Origin of the sequence: Proteus sp. NMG38-2 (assembly GCF_020640995.1) — a bacterium.
Lineage (GTDB): Bacteria > Pseudomonadota > Gammaproteobacteria > Enterobacterales > Enterobacteriaceae > Proteus.
Genome location: NZ_CP085481.1, coordinates 648,683 through 667,367, shown reverse-complemented (window position 1 = coordinate 667,367; position 18,685 = coordinate 648,683). Strand labels below are relative to the sequence as shown.

At 32.5% G+C, this 18,685-nt stretch carries 9 protein-coding genes; 2 read left to right on the top strand and 7 right to left on the bottom strand.

The annotated features are described in order from the left end of the window. Positions 1 to 125 precede the first annotated feature (125 nt). Complete coding sequence (gene nhaA / locus LG402_RS03195) at positions 126 to 1,304, bottom strand: Na+/H+ antiporter NhaA (RefSeq protein WP_166539442.1); 1,179 nt, start codon at positions 1,302 to 1,304, stop codon at positions 126 to 128. Positions 1,305 to 1,755: 451 nt separating this feature from the next. Here nhaA and LG402_RS03190 point away from each other — a divergent pair, with 451 nt between their 5' ends. Next, entirely contained in the window at positions 1,756 to 2,601 is an 846-nt protein-coding gene (locus LG402_RS03190) for a DMT family transporter (RefSeq protein ID WP_227336417.1), read from the top strand. A gap of 75 nt (positions 2,602 to 2,676) precedes the next feature. On the opposite strand, the gene dnaJ is transcribed toward LG402_RS03190, so the two are convergent. From dnaJ to tal, 5 genes are all read right to left on the bottom strand, one after another. Further along, on the bottom strand, positions 2,677 to 3,801 hold the full coding sequence (gene dnaJ / locus LG402_RS03185) for a molecular chaperone DnaJ (protein WP_227336416.1): 1,125 nt from the start codon (positions 3,799 to 3,801) through the stop codon (positions 2,677 to 2,679). A gap of 104 nt (positions 3,802 to 3,905) precedes the next feature. After that, on the bottom strand, positions 3,906 to 5,831 hold the full coding sequence (gene dnaK / locus LG402_RS03180) for a molecular chaperone DnaK (protein ID WP_166539440.1): 1,926 nt from the start codon (positions 5,829 to 5,831) through the stop codon (positions 3,906 to 3,908). 489 nt (positions 5,832 to 6,320) lie between these two features. Then, entirely contained in the window at positions 6,321 to 6,908 is a 588-nt protein-coding gene (gene mog, locus LG402_RS03175; RefSeq protein WP_109408064.1) for a molybdopterin adenylyltransferase, read from the bottom strand. Between the two features lie 222 nt (positions 6,909 to 7,130). After that, positions 7,131 to 8,114 carry an SEL1-like repeat protein gene (locus LG402_RS03170; protein ID WP_166539439.1) on the bottom strand — a complete coding sequence of 328 codons (984 nt, stop codon included), beginning with the start codon at positions 8,112 to 8,114 and terminating at the stop codon, positions 7,131 to 7,133. Between the two features lie 183 nt (positions 8,115 to 8,297). Further along, positions 8,298 to 9,251 (bottom strand): transaldolase, encoded by a 954-nt coding sequence (gene tal, locus LG402_RS03165; RefSeq protein ID WP_109371855.1) that lies wholly within the window; start codon positions 9,249 to 9,251, stop codon positions 8,298 to 8,300. A gap of 304 nt (positions 9,252 to 9,555) precedes the next feature. Here tal and yaaA point away from each other — a divergent pair, with 304 nt between their 5' ends. Further along, positions 9,556 to 10,338, top strand: coding sequence for a peroxide stress protein YaaA (gene yaaA, locus LG402_RS03160; protein WP_227336415.1), 783 nt, complete (start codon positions 9,556 to 9,558; stop codon positions 10,336 to 10,338). Between the two features lie 71 nt (positions 10,339 to 10,409). On the opposite strand, the gene LG402_RS03155 is transcribed toward yaaA, so the two are convergent. Then, positions 10,410 to 18,617, bottom strand: a complete 8,208-nt coding sequence (locus LG402_RS03155; protein WP_227336414.1) for an RTX toxin — start codon at positions 18,615 to 18,617, stop codon at positions 10,410 to 10,412. Positions 18,618 to 18,685: the final 68 nt, after the last annotated feature.

Here is an 18,685-nt window from a genome sequence, read left to right as displayed (position 1 = left end):
TGGCTTTCCTTGCATCCAATCCTCATAAAAACACCTACGGCACAATACACTGTATTGCACCGTAGATTTAAATATATAGCTCGGTATTTATTGTGTTGAGAAACTCAAATCCGTAATAAATTTCCTTATATTGACTTCGTTTTTGACTTCGGTAAAACAGAACGAAGCAACAAATATCCCACAACTGCAGCTACCGTTGAACCTACTAAAATACCCAGCTTAGAGTAGGTATCATAAGCTTCACTTGCACCATCAAATGCTAATCCTGCGATAAAGATAGACATAGTAAAACCGATACCACAGAGCACAGACACTGCAAATATTTGCTTAAGATTAATCGCATCTGGCAATTTTGCAATGCCTAGTTTTACCGAAACCCAACTAAAGAGGAAAATTCCAATCGGCTTACCCAAAAATAGTCCCAATGCGATACCTAACGGTAATGCGGATAACATGCCATCTAATGTCACGCCATTTAAGGAAACGCCCGCATTACTAAATGCAAATAGTGGCAAAATTAAATAGGCAACCCAAGGATGTAACACATGCTCTAATTCTTCAGAAGGCGAATCACCCTCTTTATTTCTTAATGGGATAATGAATCCGACAATAACACCCGCAATAGTGGCATGAATGCCCGATTTTAAAATACACACCCACAAAACGAACCCAAGAACTAAGTAAGCTGCAGTATTACCAACTTTACGCCAGTTCATTATGCCCAGAGCAATAACAATCAACCCAGCCAAAGCCAATGGCATCAGTGCAATACTCTTTGAATAAAAGAGTGCAATAATCACAATAACGCCTAAGTCATCGATAATTGCCAAGGCCAATAAGAAAACCTTTAATTCAACAGGGACACGTTTACCTAATAACGCCATCACCCCCAATGCAAATGCAATATCTGTTGCCGCAGGAATTGCCCAACCTTGTTGCCCTACAGCATCGATATGATTGAACATAAGATAAACCAATGCAGGCGCTAACATTCCGCCTACAGCGGCAATTGCAGGGAAAATGGCTCTATCACGTTGAGCTAAAGAACCTTCTTTTAATTCACGCTTAACTTCTAATCCGACCACCAAAAAGAAAATAGCCATTAAGGCATCATTTACCCAAAGCAGTAATGGCTTATCAAGTTCGAATGCACCAAACTTGAGCATAATAGGAATAGATAAAAACTCATTATACAAAGCACTTAGAGGTGTATTCGCCATAATTAATGCGATAATAGCAGCAATAATCAGAAGAATACCGCCTGATGCCTCTAATCTCAAAAATTGTCTAATAATTGCCGTCATAATATTAACCTCAAAATTACTAATCTTGTTAATAATATGCTAACCATGGATTCGTAAAAAACAGTTTATTCATGGACAATAGATCGTATTTTTCGAACTGATAGAGAAATATTAAGGAAAACAAGATAGATGGTCATAATTAATCAACATTATTTCTTAATGGAAAAATATAACAATAATTGGAAAAGCAGATCACAACATATTGATAAGAATATAATTTTTTTACTTATTGCTAAAAATAAGCATCTAGCTCAATAAATAATACCAATCGATAAAATAGATCAAATATATTAATTTTTAATTATCAAAAAATAATATTATTTTTGTCTTTTCCATTTATAGCATCCTTAGATTATGAGAGAAAAGAAAATGTTATATATTTCACTATTTATCCATTGTGTTATGGTTTTATAAAAATAATTTTCGCTTTAGTACAAAGGCCTCTATCAATATGTCGATTACCGTTTTTATTGCCGTGCTATTTGCCGCTGTCTTCCATGCATGTTGGAATGCATTAGTCAAAGTAGGCAGTGATCGATTTCTTGGGATCTCGTTACTTACTTTTTTTTCAGGTATTGTGACAATCCCTGCTCTATTTTGGGTTGGACTACCCGATATAGGAGCATGGAAATGGCTTATTCTTTCCGTCCTATTTCATATTGGCTACACTCTTTCTTTAAGCCGATGTTATACCTTGGCAGACTTTAATCAGGTCTATCCGATTTCTCGCGGTAGTGCGCCATTAATGACTGCTGTCCTTGGCTTTTTTCTTTTTCATGAAACCCTTCCTGTTAATGGCTTGCTCGGCATTTTATTGATTATTTTGGGTATTATCCTTATTTCACGTAGCCGAAAAATAGCGACGTTTAATTTACGTAAAGATGCACTCTTTTTTGCGCTTCTTACCGCATTATTTACCGCAAGTTATACCCTATCTGATGGTAATGGCTCCCGAGTAGGAGAAACACCTTTTGCTTATATTTTATGGCTCTTCTTTTTAAATGGTATCGTAATGTATTTGCTGGCATGGCTCCGTTATCGCCAGCACTTAAAAGCCAAAATAAAAGATTATTGGAAGCCCGCATTTTTAGGCGGTGTCATGCAATTAATCAGTTATGGCATAGTGATATGGGCGATGAGTCATGCTTCTATTGTGCTGGTAGCGGCATTAAGAGAAACCAGCGTACTATTTGCTATGGTCTTATCTGTTTATTTGCTAAAAGAACAATTTAACCGCAAACAATTATTAGCGTGTTTAGTCATTTTAGCGGGTATTGTCGCCATCAAGATGGGATAATCTTGCGCCATATTCAAATAAAAAGGCCCGATGATAAATACTATCATCAGGCCTTTTTGAAAGAGGGAGTAAAAATTATTTCGTTAAATCATCAAAGAATTTTTTCACACCATCAAGGAAGCTTTTAGAGCGCGGTGTATTTTTCTCACCACTTTTACCACCAAATGATTCACCAAGTTGTTCCATTAACTCTTTTTGTTTCTCATTGAGTTTAACTGGTGTTTCAACAACAACACGGCACATCAAATCACCGATAGTGCTACTACGTACAGACTTGACGCCTTTACCTTTCATACGGAACATTTTGCCCGTTTGAGTTTCTGCTGGGATTTTAAGTTTTACACGGCCATCCAGTGTAGGAACTTCAATTTCGCCCCCCAAAGCAGCAATCGCAAAGTTAATCGGAACTTCACAATAAAGGTTATTACCATCACGCTCAAATATATGATGTTGACGAACATGAACCTGCACATATAAATCACCTGCTGGTGCACCATTCTCGCCGGCTTCACCTTCACCACTTAAGCGGATCCGATCACCCGTATCAACGCCTGCTGGGATTTTAACAGACAGTGTTTTATAACGCTCAACACGACCATCACCATGACATTTAGAGCAAGGCTCTTTAATCACTTTACCGCGACCATGACACGTTGGACATGCTTGTTGTACAGTGAAGAAACCTTGACGTAAATGAACCTGACCCGCACCATGACAGGTAGAGCATGTTTCTGCCGAAGTGCCTTCTTTAGCACCACTACCGTGGCATTTATCACAAGTTTCTAATGTCGGTATACGAATTTCTTTGGTCACACCACGAACCGCTTCTTCAAGCGTTAATTCCATGTTGTATTGTAAGTCAGAACCTCGTGATGCGCGTTGTTGACGGCGACCACCACCAAAAATATCACCAAAGACATCACCGAAAATATCACCAAAGTCAGCGCCACCACCTTGGCCACCAAATCCGCCTTGCTCAAAAGCAGCATGACCATATTGATCGTAAGCTGCACGCTTTTGTGCATCACTTAAAATTTCGTAGGCTTCTTTAATTTCTTTAAATTTTGATTCTGACTCTTTATCACCCTGATTACGGTCTGGATGATATTTCATTGCTAAACGCTTATATGCACGCTTAATTTCTTTTTCATCGGCGTTTTTGCTTAAACCGAGAACTTCGTAAAAATCTCTTTTTGCCATTCTAGATTACCCTTGACATAAGCACACGGGCGTAGAGTTTCCTCGACGCCCGTGTTCGGTATCAGTAACTATTCACAGTGAGTTACCGTGGCCCGTTAAGGGCATTATTTCTTGTCTTTGCCGTCAACTTCTTCAAATTCTGCATCGACAACATCATCATCTTTCTTCGCACTTGCATCTGCGCCAGCAGCATTACCTGCAGCACCCGCTTGTGCTTGTTGTTGTGCGATTTCTAACAGTTTCTCAGAAGCTTCAACTAATGCTTTAATTTTTGCTTCAATAGTGTCTTTATCTTCGCCTTTAGAAGCAATTTCTAACTCACTTACCGCTTTTTCGATAGCTTCTTTATCGTTCGCCGGTAATTTATCACCAGCTTCTTCAATTTGTTTACGAGTACCGTGAACTAATTGGTCTGCTTGGTTACGAGTTTGCACTAATTCTTCAAATTTACGGTCTGATTCTGCGTTGGCTTCTGCATCACGTACCATTTTTTGGATTTCTTCTTCATTTAAACCAGAAGAAGCTTTAATTGTGATGTTTTGCTCACGACCACTGTTTTTATCTTTAGCTGATACATGCAAAATACCATCAGCATCGATATCAAAAGTAACTTCGATTTGTGGCATACCGCGTGGCGCAGCCTGAATACCATCTAAGTTAAATTGACCCAGTGATTTGTTATCACTAGCACGTTTACGTTCGCCTTGTAATACGTGAATAGTTACAGCAGATTGGTTATCTTCTGCGGTAGAGAACACTTGGCTATGTTTAGTTGGAATTGTGGTATTTTTTCCGATCAGGGAAGTCATTACACCACCCATTGTTTCGATACCTAAAGACAGTGGTGTTACGTCAAGTAACAGAACGTCTTTAACATCACCCGCTAATACACCGCCTTGAACAGCTGCACCCATTGCAACAGCTTCATCTGGGTTAACGTCTTTACGTGGTTCTTTACCAAAGAAATCAGCAACAGTTTTCTGAACCATTGGCATACGAGTTTGACCACCAACCAGAATAACGTCGTTAACTTCACTTACTTTCAGGCCAGCATCTTCTAATGCAACACGTACTGGTTCCATTGAACGCTTAACTAAATCTTCAACTAAAGATTCTAATTTTGCACGAGTTACTTTGATATTTAAGTGTTTAGGACCTGTTGCATCGGCAGTAACGTATGGCAAGTTAACATCTGTTTGTTGTGCTGAAGATAATTCAATTTTCGCTTTTTCAGCAGCTTCTTTCAGACGTTGCATTGCTAATGGATCGTTACGTAGATCAATGCCTTGTTCTTTTTTAAACTCATCAACTAAGTAGTTAATTAAACGGCTATCGAAGTCTTCACCACCTAAGTGAGTATCACCATTGGTTGACAGAACTTCATAGGTTTTTTCGCCATCTACTTCATCGATTTCGATGATAGAGATATCGAATGTACCACCACCTAAGTCATAAACTGCGATAGTACGGTTACCGACTTCACGATCTAAACCGTAAGCCAGAGCAGCCGCTGTTGGTTCGTTAATAATACGTTTAACTTCAAGACCTGCGATACGGCCCGCATCTTTAGTTGCTTGACGTTGCGCATCATTAAAGTAAGCAGGAACGGTAATCACAGCCTCAGTAACTGCTTCACCTAAATAGTCTTCTGCTGTTTTCTTCATTTTTTTCAGGACTTCAGCAGATACTTGTGGTGGAGCCATTTTATCGTTACGAGCTTCAATCCAAGCATCACCATTATCAGCCTTAACAATTTTGTAAGGCATGATAGCAACGTCACGTTGAACTTCTTCATCTTCAAAACGACGGCCAATTAAACGTTTGATGGCAAATAAAGTATTTTGTGGGTTAGTCACAGCCTGACGTTTTGCTGGCTGACCAACTAAGATTTCACCATCTTGTGCATATGCAACGATTGAAGGAGTAGTACGATCGCCCTCACTGTTTTCAATAACCCGGGCAGTTTTGCCATCCATTACAGCAACACAAGAGTTAGTTGTACCCAGGTCAATACCAATAATTTTACCCATTTAAACGCCTCCAAAGAGAATTCTTTATCAATTTGACTACCAATCTATATGAGGATGAATATTCATTTTTCAAGTCAAAAATTAATAGACTTAACAACATCATCTCAAAGCGGATATAAAATCAACGCAACTCAATAGTGGTAATTGCAGTTGAAAAGAAGATGGGGTCATAAATACATTCATCAAGGGGAATCATAAAAAAAAATGCAAAAAATGCGAAAAAATTGATCCAGCCAAGTCCAGATAAATTAAAAATCATTATTTATCAACATATTACACCAAGCGCCAATAACATCACGGTGAATTAACATACAAACTTTAAGACTTAACTTAAAATGCGAGTATAACAAGTTGAAAATAAAGGTTTTTTAATAAATCACAAAGAAAAAAAGAGATTAAATAGAATGAGGTTATTTTTGTACTACTTGAATACAGTATGAATTCCAAGCATTCATACAAACAAACAGTTTAAATAACCTCTTAAATTATTTATGCAGAGGTAGAACGACGGGCTGATTTTGGTCTAAATGCTTTCACAATATCTTCATTTGTTTCAACGTAAGGGCCATCTAACAACTGGATACAATAAGGTACACTCGCAAAAATACCACTAACAATCACTTTGCCTTCGCTATCTTTTAACCCTTCTAACGTTTCTGCAATCGCTTTGGGCTGTCCGGGTAAGTTTAAAATTAATGCTTGGTTACGAATAACACCAACTTGTCGGGATAAAATTGCAGTGGGTACAAATTTCAGGCTAATTTGGCGCATTTGTTCACCAAAACCAGGCATTTCTCTATCTGCAATGGCCAATGTTGCATCTGGAGTAACATCACGGCGTGCAGGCCCTGTTCCTCCCGTTGTTAGCACTAAATGGCAACCTGATTCATCAACAAGTTCACAAAGTGTTTGCTCAATCATCAATTGTTCATCTGGGATCAAACGAGATTCGATATGAAAAGGCGTTGTTAACGCAGTTTTTAGCCAAGCCTCTAAAGCGGGTAAGCCTTTATCTTCATAAACCCCACTTGATGCGCGATCAGAAACAGAAACTAACCCTATGCGTAATTCATTCATATCAACCTCAATTAATCAATGACCATCTAACTTGCGCGCAGATATTACCATGAGAACACAAGAGAATTAAAAATAATCTCAATATATTAATGATGTTTAATATTTGATTATTGAGAACGGATAATAAAAATTGATAACTCTCTATTTTTATTTATCGTTAACTAAAATAGAAAAAGGGAGCGTAAGCTCCCCCTCTTTAATCCTAAATAATATTAATTAATATTATTCATCAATATATTTAGCTATATAAGACGCTGCTAAACTTTTAGCTTCTGCTAATTGTGCTGCATTTAATGCACGAGCAGTACGTTTTAGCATTGCTTCATCACCATCACCATTTTCAACAGCAACAGTAAACCATGCATAGGCTTCTTTCAGATCACGTTTAACGCCTTTACCGTAGTAATAGTTTAACGCAAGATTGTTTTGTGCAAGACCATTACCTTGAATCGCTGATTTTCTGTACCATTCAACGGCTTTACGTGCATCTTTAGCCACACCATCACCTTCATCGTACATCACACCTAAGTTATTTTGTGCGTCACGATTACCTTGGTTTGCAGCCTTCGTATACCAGAAAACAGCTTTAGCACCGTTACGCTCTACACCTTCACCGTCATCATAAGAGACAGCAAGATTATATTGTGCATCAGAGTGGCCTTGTTCTGCTGCTTTTGTATACCAGACAACTGCTTTTTCATGATCTTGTGCTACACCAATACCTTCATCATAAGAGATACCGAGATTGTATTGCGCATCACTATCACCTTGCTCACCAGCTTTAGTATACCAATACACGGCTTTCTCATGATCTTGCTTTACACCATCACCATCGTCATAAGAAACAGCAAGGTTGTATTGTGCTAAAGAAACGCCTTGAACCGCAGCTTTGTTATACCAATAAACTGCTTTTTCTGCATCGCGATCAATATCATCGCTCATGTCATACATAAGTGCTAAGTTTAACTGCGCTTCAGCATGACCTTGCTCTGCAGCTTTGGTATACCATTCCAGCGCTTTTTGCGCATCTTGTTCGACACCTTCGCCATTCTCATATTTTACGCCCAATTGATATTGAGACGCTGAATTTCCACCTTCAGCACTTTTTTCAATTGCAGGTAAAGAGAAAGCGGTTTTGCTCTCTGCCATTGCAGCGCCACCGAAAAATAACGATGCAAGTACCGTTGCCAAGACAATCTTTTTCATAATTCACCAATAATAAATAGAGTATTCTAATAATATATTTTTATAATTATTACTGGATAAATAATATATTCCAATCAATTTAATCTTAAAATTTTCTTAAATGTTATTTTGAGAAGAAAAAAATGAAAATACCCACCTGTAAAAGATGGGTATTTAAGATTTTTATAAGAATTTAACGACGAATTATAATAAATCCGCAATCATTTTCTCTAATTTTTCCTGATCGACAGCAAATTTACGAATACCGTCAGATAATTTATCTACTGCCATTGGGTCTGCATTATGCTCCCAATAGAATTGTGCTTCAGTGATAGCTTCTGGACGTGCTTTCACTTCACCTTTATAAGATAACTTATGTTCAACTTCACCTTCAGCTTCTGATAATTCTTTTAACAGAGCTGGTGCGATAGTTAAGCGGTCACAACCGGCTAATTCTAAAATCTCACCCATATTACGGAAGCTTGCGCCCATAACAACAGTGTTATAACCATGTTGTTTGTAATAGTTGTAGATTTCAGTCACAGAAATAACACCTGGATCTTCAGCAGGTGCAAATTCTTTTTTATCTGTATTGGCTTTATACCAATCCATGATACGACCAACAAATGGAGAAATCAGGTAAACACCCGCTTCAGCACATGCACGAGCTTGAGCAAAAGAGAACAGTAAAGTCAGGTTACAGTTGATACCTTCTTTTTCTAATTGCTCTGCGGCACGAATACCCTGCCAAGTAGATGCCAATTTGATAAGAATACGGTCGTTACTAATACCTGCATCGTTATAAAGCTTCATTAAGTGGCGTGCTTTTTCGATACATGCTTGAGTATCATAAGACAGACGAGCATCCACTTCTGTTGAAATGCGGCCTGGGATCAGTTTTAAAATTTCTAAACCAATATTTACTGCCAGCTTGTCACAAGCATCAACGATTTGTTGTTCACGAGAATCGCTTTGTGAGCGTGCCCATTCAATCGCTTCATCAATTAATTTACGATATTCAGGAATTTGAGCTGCATTTAAAATTAAAGATGGGTTGGTAGTTGCGTCTTGAGGCTGATACAGTTTCATTGCTGCAATGTCGCCAGTGTCAGCAACAACTGTTGTCAGTTTACGCAAAGAAGTCAATTTGTTGGTCATTTTGTTTATCTCATCTACTAGGTAAATCTGTTTGCAGTCACCTGCGGATATCTATTGATAATAACATGGACTGCTCACACTACAAGACGCTTAGATTCATACAAAGCAATTATTTGAATGCCAAACGTTTTCGCGAAACAAAAGCGGAAAAAAACAGAAGAAGATCGCAGGCTGAATCGTTTTAATTGTCGATTTTTACCCCAAATAAGAGAAACCATTGTTTTTTCCTATTACTATAATTTAGCCTATTATCGAAAGAATTTGTTATATTTGATGAACATTAAAATAGCCAATTGAGGGAATTATGCTAATTACTATTTCACCAGCTAAAACACTGGACTTCGAATCGCCTTTAGCAACAACGCATTTCACCCAACCTGAATTGCTAAAATATTCCCAACAACTTATCGAAGAGTGTCGAAAGTTATCTTCAAGTGATATTGCAAGCTTAATGAAGATAAGCGATAAACTCGCAGGATTAAATACTGCTCGTTTTGGTGAGTGGCAACCTAATTTCACACCAGAAAATGCGCGCCAAGCTATTTTGGCATTTAAAGGTGATGTTTATACAGGCATGCAAGCTGAACTCTTTTCTGAAGATGATTTTCAATTTGCTCAACAACATTTACGCATGCTTTCAGGTTTATATGGTGTATTACGCCCTCTGGATTTAATGCAACCTTATCGTCTTGAAATGGGAATAAAGCTAAAAAATAACAAGGGCAGTGATTTATACCAATTTTGGGGAAACACCATTACAGAAGCATTAAATAAAGCGATTGAAGCACAAGGTGATAACGTTTTAGTTAATTTAGCCTCTGATGAATATTTTAAATCCGTTAACCCGAAAAAACTCCAAGCTGAAATTATTAAACCTGTTTTTCTAGATGAGAAGAATGGGAAATACAAAGTCATTAGCTTTTACGCTAAAAAGGCGCGCGGATTAATGAGCCGTTTTATTATTCAAGAAAAACTCACTGACAAAACACAACTTAAAGAATTTGATTTAGAGGGTTATCAATTTAACGCTGCTGAATCTGAAGGTAATACCTTAGTATTTAAACGTGCTGAATCACTGGTCAAATAAAAATATTGATCACGCATTATCTTACAAATAAAAACAGCACTAACATAAGTGCTGTTTTTTTATATTGAAGATCACAAATGTTTTGTCACTAATGGTAAAGGTGACCATATAGGTGATGGAATAAATTCACTACCTTGCATTATTGCCAATTGTTGCTCGTTAAATTGAGCCATTTCTTGAATAATTAAAGCAAGAGATGGTATAGAAAGCGTGCTTTGCTTTTCAATAACAGTAACTGAAGAATTAATCTCATCTTCTTTTACCCTTAAGGTTAAAGTAAATTGGTTATCTTGTGTTTTATACTGCCTTTCATCACCAATTTGAGAATAAATTAACCTATCATGCTCAGATAACCCAGAAATAAAAATATGGCTGTTTTTACCTTCATCATAAACAATAACTTCACCACAGCGTTTTTTTACAATATAAACATTACTGCCAGTTCCCCCACTTAAATAATCAAGGCCTGATCCCGAGATCAAAAGGTCATTTCCACTCCCTGCATTTAGGCTATCATTACCCTCTCCAGCAATTAAAATATGATGCCCATGATTAACCACAATACTATCGTCTCCTGCACCAGCATCTATCACAGAGCTATTTTTATTGTGATTAACAACAATATCATCCCCATCCATAAGGTAGAGAACTGACAATAGATCGGTTGCTTGGTTTTGTTGCTCTTGCAAGGAGGTAGAGATCGATATTAATTCAGAGTGAAAAGGATAAAGGGAATATGCAAGCAATGCCTCTTTATTTAAGCTCAGTGAGCCAGGGATCATAAGTACATCATCTTCTGAGCTGAGAGCTAAATTTAAATCATCGGTAGGTATAAGCAATTGTTGCTTATTCTCTTGTGTGGGTAGAGTAAAGACGACATTGTCTTTATCAATTAGGCGAATTTTCATACCAGAGTCAACAATAGATTGAAGATGTGATAATTCAAATACAAGTTTCAGGTGAGCATTCGGATGATAGCGGTGAGATAAAACACCATTATGAAACTTTAAATCAAACCCACTGATATCAGATAAAATAAAATTACTAATACAATCAGGAGTTAATTTATTTGAATTGTTAGAAAGAGAGACAGTGATTGTTTCATGTTTATTTTGCGCTAAAAATGTTTTGACTTGATAGCTATCATGACCTGAACTGAGTTTAATTAACGAATTAGGAGTAATACCAAGATAATAATTATCACAATCATTGCCATCAATAGTAAATCGTATGTTCTCATCGACAGAAAATCCACTGTAATGTAATTGGGGTAATAAGTTAATTATTATCATTTCATTAGGATATGAAATACTTAAAGAGTGATTATTATTATCTATATGAAAATGCTGAATATTCTTATTGTTACTACTGTATTGTTGTAAATAACTAAACTGATAAAATATATTATCTTTACTACTTGTACATTCTTTAGCTGTTAGCATAAATCCGTCATTCATAACTAAAGTATATCGATGAGATAATACTTGTCCTTCTTTATCTTTATAAACATTTTTTAATTTTATTGAATGATAAATTAAATCATTATTTTTATTTCCATCATTCACTTTCATATCAAATAAAATATCTTTTCCATAACGACGGATCGCAGAAATCTCATCAAAACGATAATTCAATTTTACAATACTGGCATTATCTTGAGAATCTTCATTAATAATTGTTTCAAACTGAATATTATAACTTTGTTCTAACGATGCTCTTAAAATAATATAACTATCATTCCCTTCACCACCTTCAGCATATCCTTCCTGTAATACTAAAGTATCATTTCCCCCTAATCCATATAATAAATCTGCCCCGCCACCACCATCTAAGTAATTATCCTCTTGATTGCCATAAATAATATCATTGCCTGTTTCACTCCCTATAACATTTTCAATACTGTCTAAATAAGCAATGACACTTTGATTTTGTAATACGATATTAGGCATAGAATCAATCAATTGCCTCGAGTAAAAGCCATCCTTATCTTGATAAAGAAAAAGTTTCGAGTGGAAATTTTGGCTATTTGTTTCTTCTTCTGACCCTTTGAACTTAACGTAATTATCTAATAAATTAACTTCATAACCCGTATATTTATTTTTTGTCTTAATAATACGGAGTGTGTCACATCCTCCACGCCCATAAAAACGACTAGCATAAAGAGGTGATTTCGAAGTAAATAAATTAAATGTATCATCTTTATTTCCTCCACTTATCCTTTTAGTTCCATTATAAATATCAAAGGTGTTTTTAGTATTTGAAGGAGCGACAATAATATCATCACCGTTATGAGTATTAAAATAAAAAACCTCATTTTCATTCCAACCCAAATTATAATATCTTTCATATTTATTAGCTTTTATTAAATCATTAGTTACTTTTTTTTCACCAAATAGATGAATGCTATTTTCTCGTGTTGTTTTTATTCTTCTGAAAAAATCATCATCAACAACCTCAGAGAATATAGGTGAATTATCATCTGAAATAATATCTATAGAGTAACGTTTCAATTCATTAATATAAAAATCCATATCAAAAATAAGTATTTCATTTGTGGCTATAGCTTCTTTAGGTAGATAATACTTATATTCTGTTTTTTCCGAACGTAAATGATAAGAGAGTGCTGCTATTTTTTCTGCTTCTTTTTGACTCATATTTAACGATATTCGCTGAGCAACATACTCACCAAAAGGATTTAAAATTGAATCTAATTTCTTACCCATTAGGTTTGGCACTATCTTATAATAATAACATTCTTGATATATTTGTTTCTCATTAGTATAGAAATAACGAGCAAAATTAAATTGCTTTCTTATTTCTTCAAGATAATTAGCTGCATTTTTATCTATCAATGATTCTAATTGCATTTTGGTTTCCAAATAGATAATTTCATTTTTTTTATCTGGTATAAGATCCCCCATCAAAAATGCATAAAAGCCATTATTCAGCTCTTCTAGTGGTGTAAAATGTACTTTTGTTTTTGCTTCCTCAATAAGCCTTGCTGCTGTATAAATTGAAGTTGCTAAAGCAATAACGGCACCTGCAACAATACCTATAGGGCCAGCAATAGTTGAACCTGCAAGCATCGCAATAGAAACCCCCAAAGTTACCAATCCAGACACTACAGCCAAAGATCCATTAACAATATAATCAATACGTTGCTTTTCACTATTTTCATCTGAAATTCGACTAAAATTATCGTAAGCATTATAAATATCGAAGCCAATAGAAAGTATATTCAGCCCAACACCTATTTTTGTGCTTATTTTATTAATATATTCCAATGGATTATGCCGATATTTTAGCAATCCTTTAGCTAATGAAATTTCAATTACTTCAGACAAACCATTGTAGACCATTTCAGACCACATTATAGCAAGGTTATTAATGATCTCTTGACGTTCTTTTGATGTCAACAATGGATTACTAAGTTGTTCAGCCAGCATAAACGTAGAATTAACTGACTGCCACATACTATAAGTAATATTAGCATAACCAATCTTACTTATTATTTTCATATGTCGTGGAATTATTGATGACAGTTTCCTTAATAAATCCCAATCATTATTACTATATTCTTTATTTTCTAAATCAATAATTTTAGCTAATCTTTCATAAGCAACAATATAATCAATTCTATTAGTATCATTAGAAAGTAGATATTTAATTTTATCTTCTTTACTATTTAGCAAATAAGAAAATAGAGAAATTATCTGTTTGTCTTTTTCATTGCCAGAAATAGATAAAAAATAATCATTAAAATGATGAGGGTCGAAGGTGAGTTTTGACTCCCATTTATCTATTTTACTAAGATCAATTAAATCGATACTTTTTCCATTAATTATCGCTCCTACATTGACCAATAATTGCTTATCAAAAAAATGTTCATTTATTTTTAATTTTTCTTTATTAATTAATGGTTGGTTATTCATCTCCAATATATTTAATTGATTAAAGTTACTTGCTTTTTCTAAAGCCTTAGAGGGCGATGATGAATTTAGTATCTCTTTATGATGGATCATTGTGATAATATTTTGAAGTGAACTTATTATCCTTTTATAGTTTCCAAAATTAGAGATGTTATCTAATAACACTCTGTATAAATTACCTTTTTTATTTCTATCAAAAAATGAATCAAGTAAATTTCTTGAAAACAAACTTAATTTATTTATCAATGTTGGATTATCATAAATTGCATGAATCACCTCAATTGTTTTATTTGTTTTTTCAATTAATGTCAGCGATCCTTCTGATAAGGAAATCAATGATTGCCATTGTTGATATGTTATTCCCCCCATTAAATATTGATTAAATTTTTTATTAATCAGCGGATCATGTATCATTTGTGTTAACTTATTTTTTATTTTTATTTTACTTGAAACGTTAAAAAAAGCAGATAACTCATACTGATATTTTTCACATGCAGTATTTATGGAAATATCATTATTAATAAGCTTATCACTGAGCTCCTTTAATTTTTCCCTATGCTGTTTGATATTAACATTATCAATTTTATTGATGATAGAACCGAGTTGATAAAGATTAAGCCCATAATGATTAAGTTTAATGTAATTAAAGATATCTAATACTGTGATTTTATCTGAATAGTCATAAATAACAGTTTTAATATCTTTTTCATAGCCTAGTTTAAATTCTTTATTATCACGATAATTAGGATGTATTTTAGAAACAAATTGGTATAACCCTTCAGTTAATTTTTGATTTTCTTTTTTTATTTTTTCATTAAGTGAGATGGGTTCTATATTATTAGATTCTATCTCAGGAATGATGACATGAGATAGTAGAACATTTGCAAGTAAAGGTTTATCTATATGTTGTCGTTTGACTAAAGGTTTAACAATTACGTTATCCTTTGATAGAGATAACCTATTATCAATTATTTGATAAATAGGCATATTTAGTCGTTGAGCAATTCCTTCAATAAAAAAATCACCATATTGGTGACTTAACAATTTATCCTTTTTTGCAAAAACAATTGTTTTTTCATTAAAAAATTGATTTTCTAAAATAATATTATATAGTTTTTCGACTTCATCCTTTTGTCTAATTAATTCTTGATTAAAAAGACTTCTTTCACTATTTCCTGTTACTATTATTCTTATTCTATTTTTTAGACAATAATCCAAAAGATGACTTACTTCTGGCTTATCTTTTAGGTATGAGGTTAGCTCTTCATTTTTAATACCATTATAGAAATAATTTATAATATCTTCTTGATAATACATTTCTATATTATCAAGAATAATATTATCTATGATTTTATCAGTAAAGATAATATTTTCAGAAAATAAAAAATTTAAATTTTCTTTACTATCATCAAATAATAAATAACTACAATCTATTTTATTTTTATTTTGATTAAGTGATTTTTCTAAAAGAACACGAGGATCATCTTCATTAATAAAGAAATTATTTTGATAGTATCCATAATTTTTTTCACGGTAATTATTAAGAAAATAGTTTTCCAATTGAACCATTTCATGAATAATCATTTTATTGGTGAATTGCTGATTTATAAAAAAATCAAAATACAAATCTTGATAAGAGCTTAATTTATTACCTTTTTTTAAATCTATTTCATTTTCAATAAAGCCAATTAATTTACTTACATAATTATGATTTTTATATTCTAATAGTTTCTTATAGTTATCTTTTAAATGTAATCTATTTTTTTCTTCTAATAAAAGAGTATTTTTTAATTCTGGAATATCAATTCCTTTAATTACTTCATCTATATATTGATAATTCTCTTTAAATTCAATAGTATAATCATATCCATAAACTCCCATACTTCTATTTTCATCTAGTGATAAATAAGGGCTTTCAATAATATTATTGTAAATGAAATTACTAACACCTTTATTAACTTCATTAATTTCATTAATTTCATTAATTTCATTAACCATTAATTGATAAAATTTTGCAGCAACTAAACTATTTTTTTTAGATAAGGCGATTAACTTATCTTTCCCATAAATTAACTTATCATAAAATAACTTACTTTCTATTTTTTCCTTTACTTTATTTAATATATTAAAAAGAGATATACCTTTATTATTATAATTAAAACATTCTATTTTGTTAATAAGAGATAAACTTGCTGACAACTTATCAAAATATATATTTCCTTCTAAGATATCAATTAAAGAAACTATTTCATTTAATAAAGTAGATTTGCTTCCTTTTAATAAATAACTATTAATCTTAATCAGATCACGATAGTATACATCACTAAATTCAATATAATTTTTGTTTATTATTATTTTTTGAAAATTATCAAACTCAGTTTCTTGAATATTTATATCACCATTATCATTTTTATTTAAAGTAATTTTACTGGCTTTTTCATTCTTTACGATCTGAGAAAAATGATTTTTTATTAAATAAATCCCTTCATCAAAATTAGAATTCTTTACAACAACTTCTATTATTTTATTGTTTCTTTTTAGCTCAACTATAAGATCACGATGTTCATTATAATGAAGAACACGTCCTGTAATATTTTCGTCAAAGGGTAATGCAAAACCTATTTTCTTTATATTCTCAGCAAGACCTTTATTTATCTCTACATCATTATAATCCCATACATTTCGGTAATTTGATTCTTTATTATTTATATACTCATCAAAAATAATATATTTTTCATTATCAATATCATGTGAGCCATAAAAATCCATTTTACTCGCTAAAATTTTATTTATAGATCCAACACTAGAATATTCTAATAATTCACTATTAGAATCAAACAAGGAAAATTTATAATAATTTTCAGAGTATTTTTTATATGAAATAGCAATAGCATGATCTTTAAATCCAATAATAGCATAATAATTATCATTATTTTTTATGATGTACTCTAAGTATTCATTAATTTTGTTTTTATCATATGCTATTTTTCTTATATGTGATCTTTTTAATCCTCGTTGTTCTAAAATTTTACTATATTCACTTGATTTTATTGAATCAAATACAAAATATTGTGCTTTTTCACTTAACCTTTCCATTTGGAAATGCTGAGAAAATATGATACTTTTTATTTCTTTAATTAGATTTAATATTTCATATTCCCGTATACTACTAAATAAAATTGAATCAAATTTATCGGCTATAATTTCTTGTTCATTTTGATAAGATCGTACATTCTCCTTTAGCCAGAATAAATATTTATTCCCTCCTTCTAAACCACCATTTATAACTTCGACTAAATAGTTCAAACTCAGCCCATAACATAATCCATTAAGATTTTGAATATGACTAAAATCATAATTAGTTTCTGTTGAGGTAATTAAATTAACTCGGCTCATTATTTTTTCTAATGGTTTTAATAGATCCGTATATTGTGAAAACTTTTTCATAACATTATGTTTTATTTTAGTAATAAACCAACCTGTACCGATTTTATAAAGTAAATGTTCTCCACTATCAGTTATTTGCTCATATTTAGATTTTGCAATTGTAAATGCTTCTTCTATATCAGAGACATATATATGCAGTATTTTCTCTGTTTTGTTCAAGTTATCTCTAACAATAAAAATATTTTTATACGAATAACTCTCATTCAGTTCAATACTAATATCTTTATTGATACTTATTTTTTCTTTAATTTTAATATTATTGATTATCATATCAAGAATGTTTTTATTATTGATACTCCAATTTTCCGTATTATTAAAATGATCAGAATATTCTTTTTTATTATAAAATCGATAATATAAAAAGCTATCATCATTCTTAATACTTATAAGAGAATTATTTTTATTTATTAGACTATTTTTATCATAAAAAAACTCAGCACATCCATTAAAATCAATAATTTTAAAACTATTATTTTCATTATCTATTTGTATAAATAGCTTTTTACTTTCAAATTCCAAATAGTAATCACCAGAAACATTATGCTGCATTAATAATTCCAATCGTTCTTTTTTTATTTTATTAGATCCTCTTCCTGCTAATTTTGCACTATTAACAAATAGTTCCTCTATGCTTTTATTGATTTTTTTTCTAATTAAATCAAGCTGTTTTGTAAATTCATTTTTATGATAAAGTGAAAAACTATTCTCTATTTTTTCTAAAAACTCATTCGCAGCATACTCATTTTTAGAAATGAAAATAGATATATAATTTTCTGTTAATATTCTTTTTACAGATTGTACTTTAAAAAAAAGTTCTGAATTATTTTCTTTTATATGATTTTCAATTTTTGATACAATTTCATTTATATTATCTTTGAATAGCACTTTTTTGAATCCATTCATATTTAATTTCCTTACATTTAATTAGACTGCTTTCTGGAAATAAAATATATATATTAATTTTTATTTTT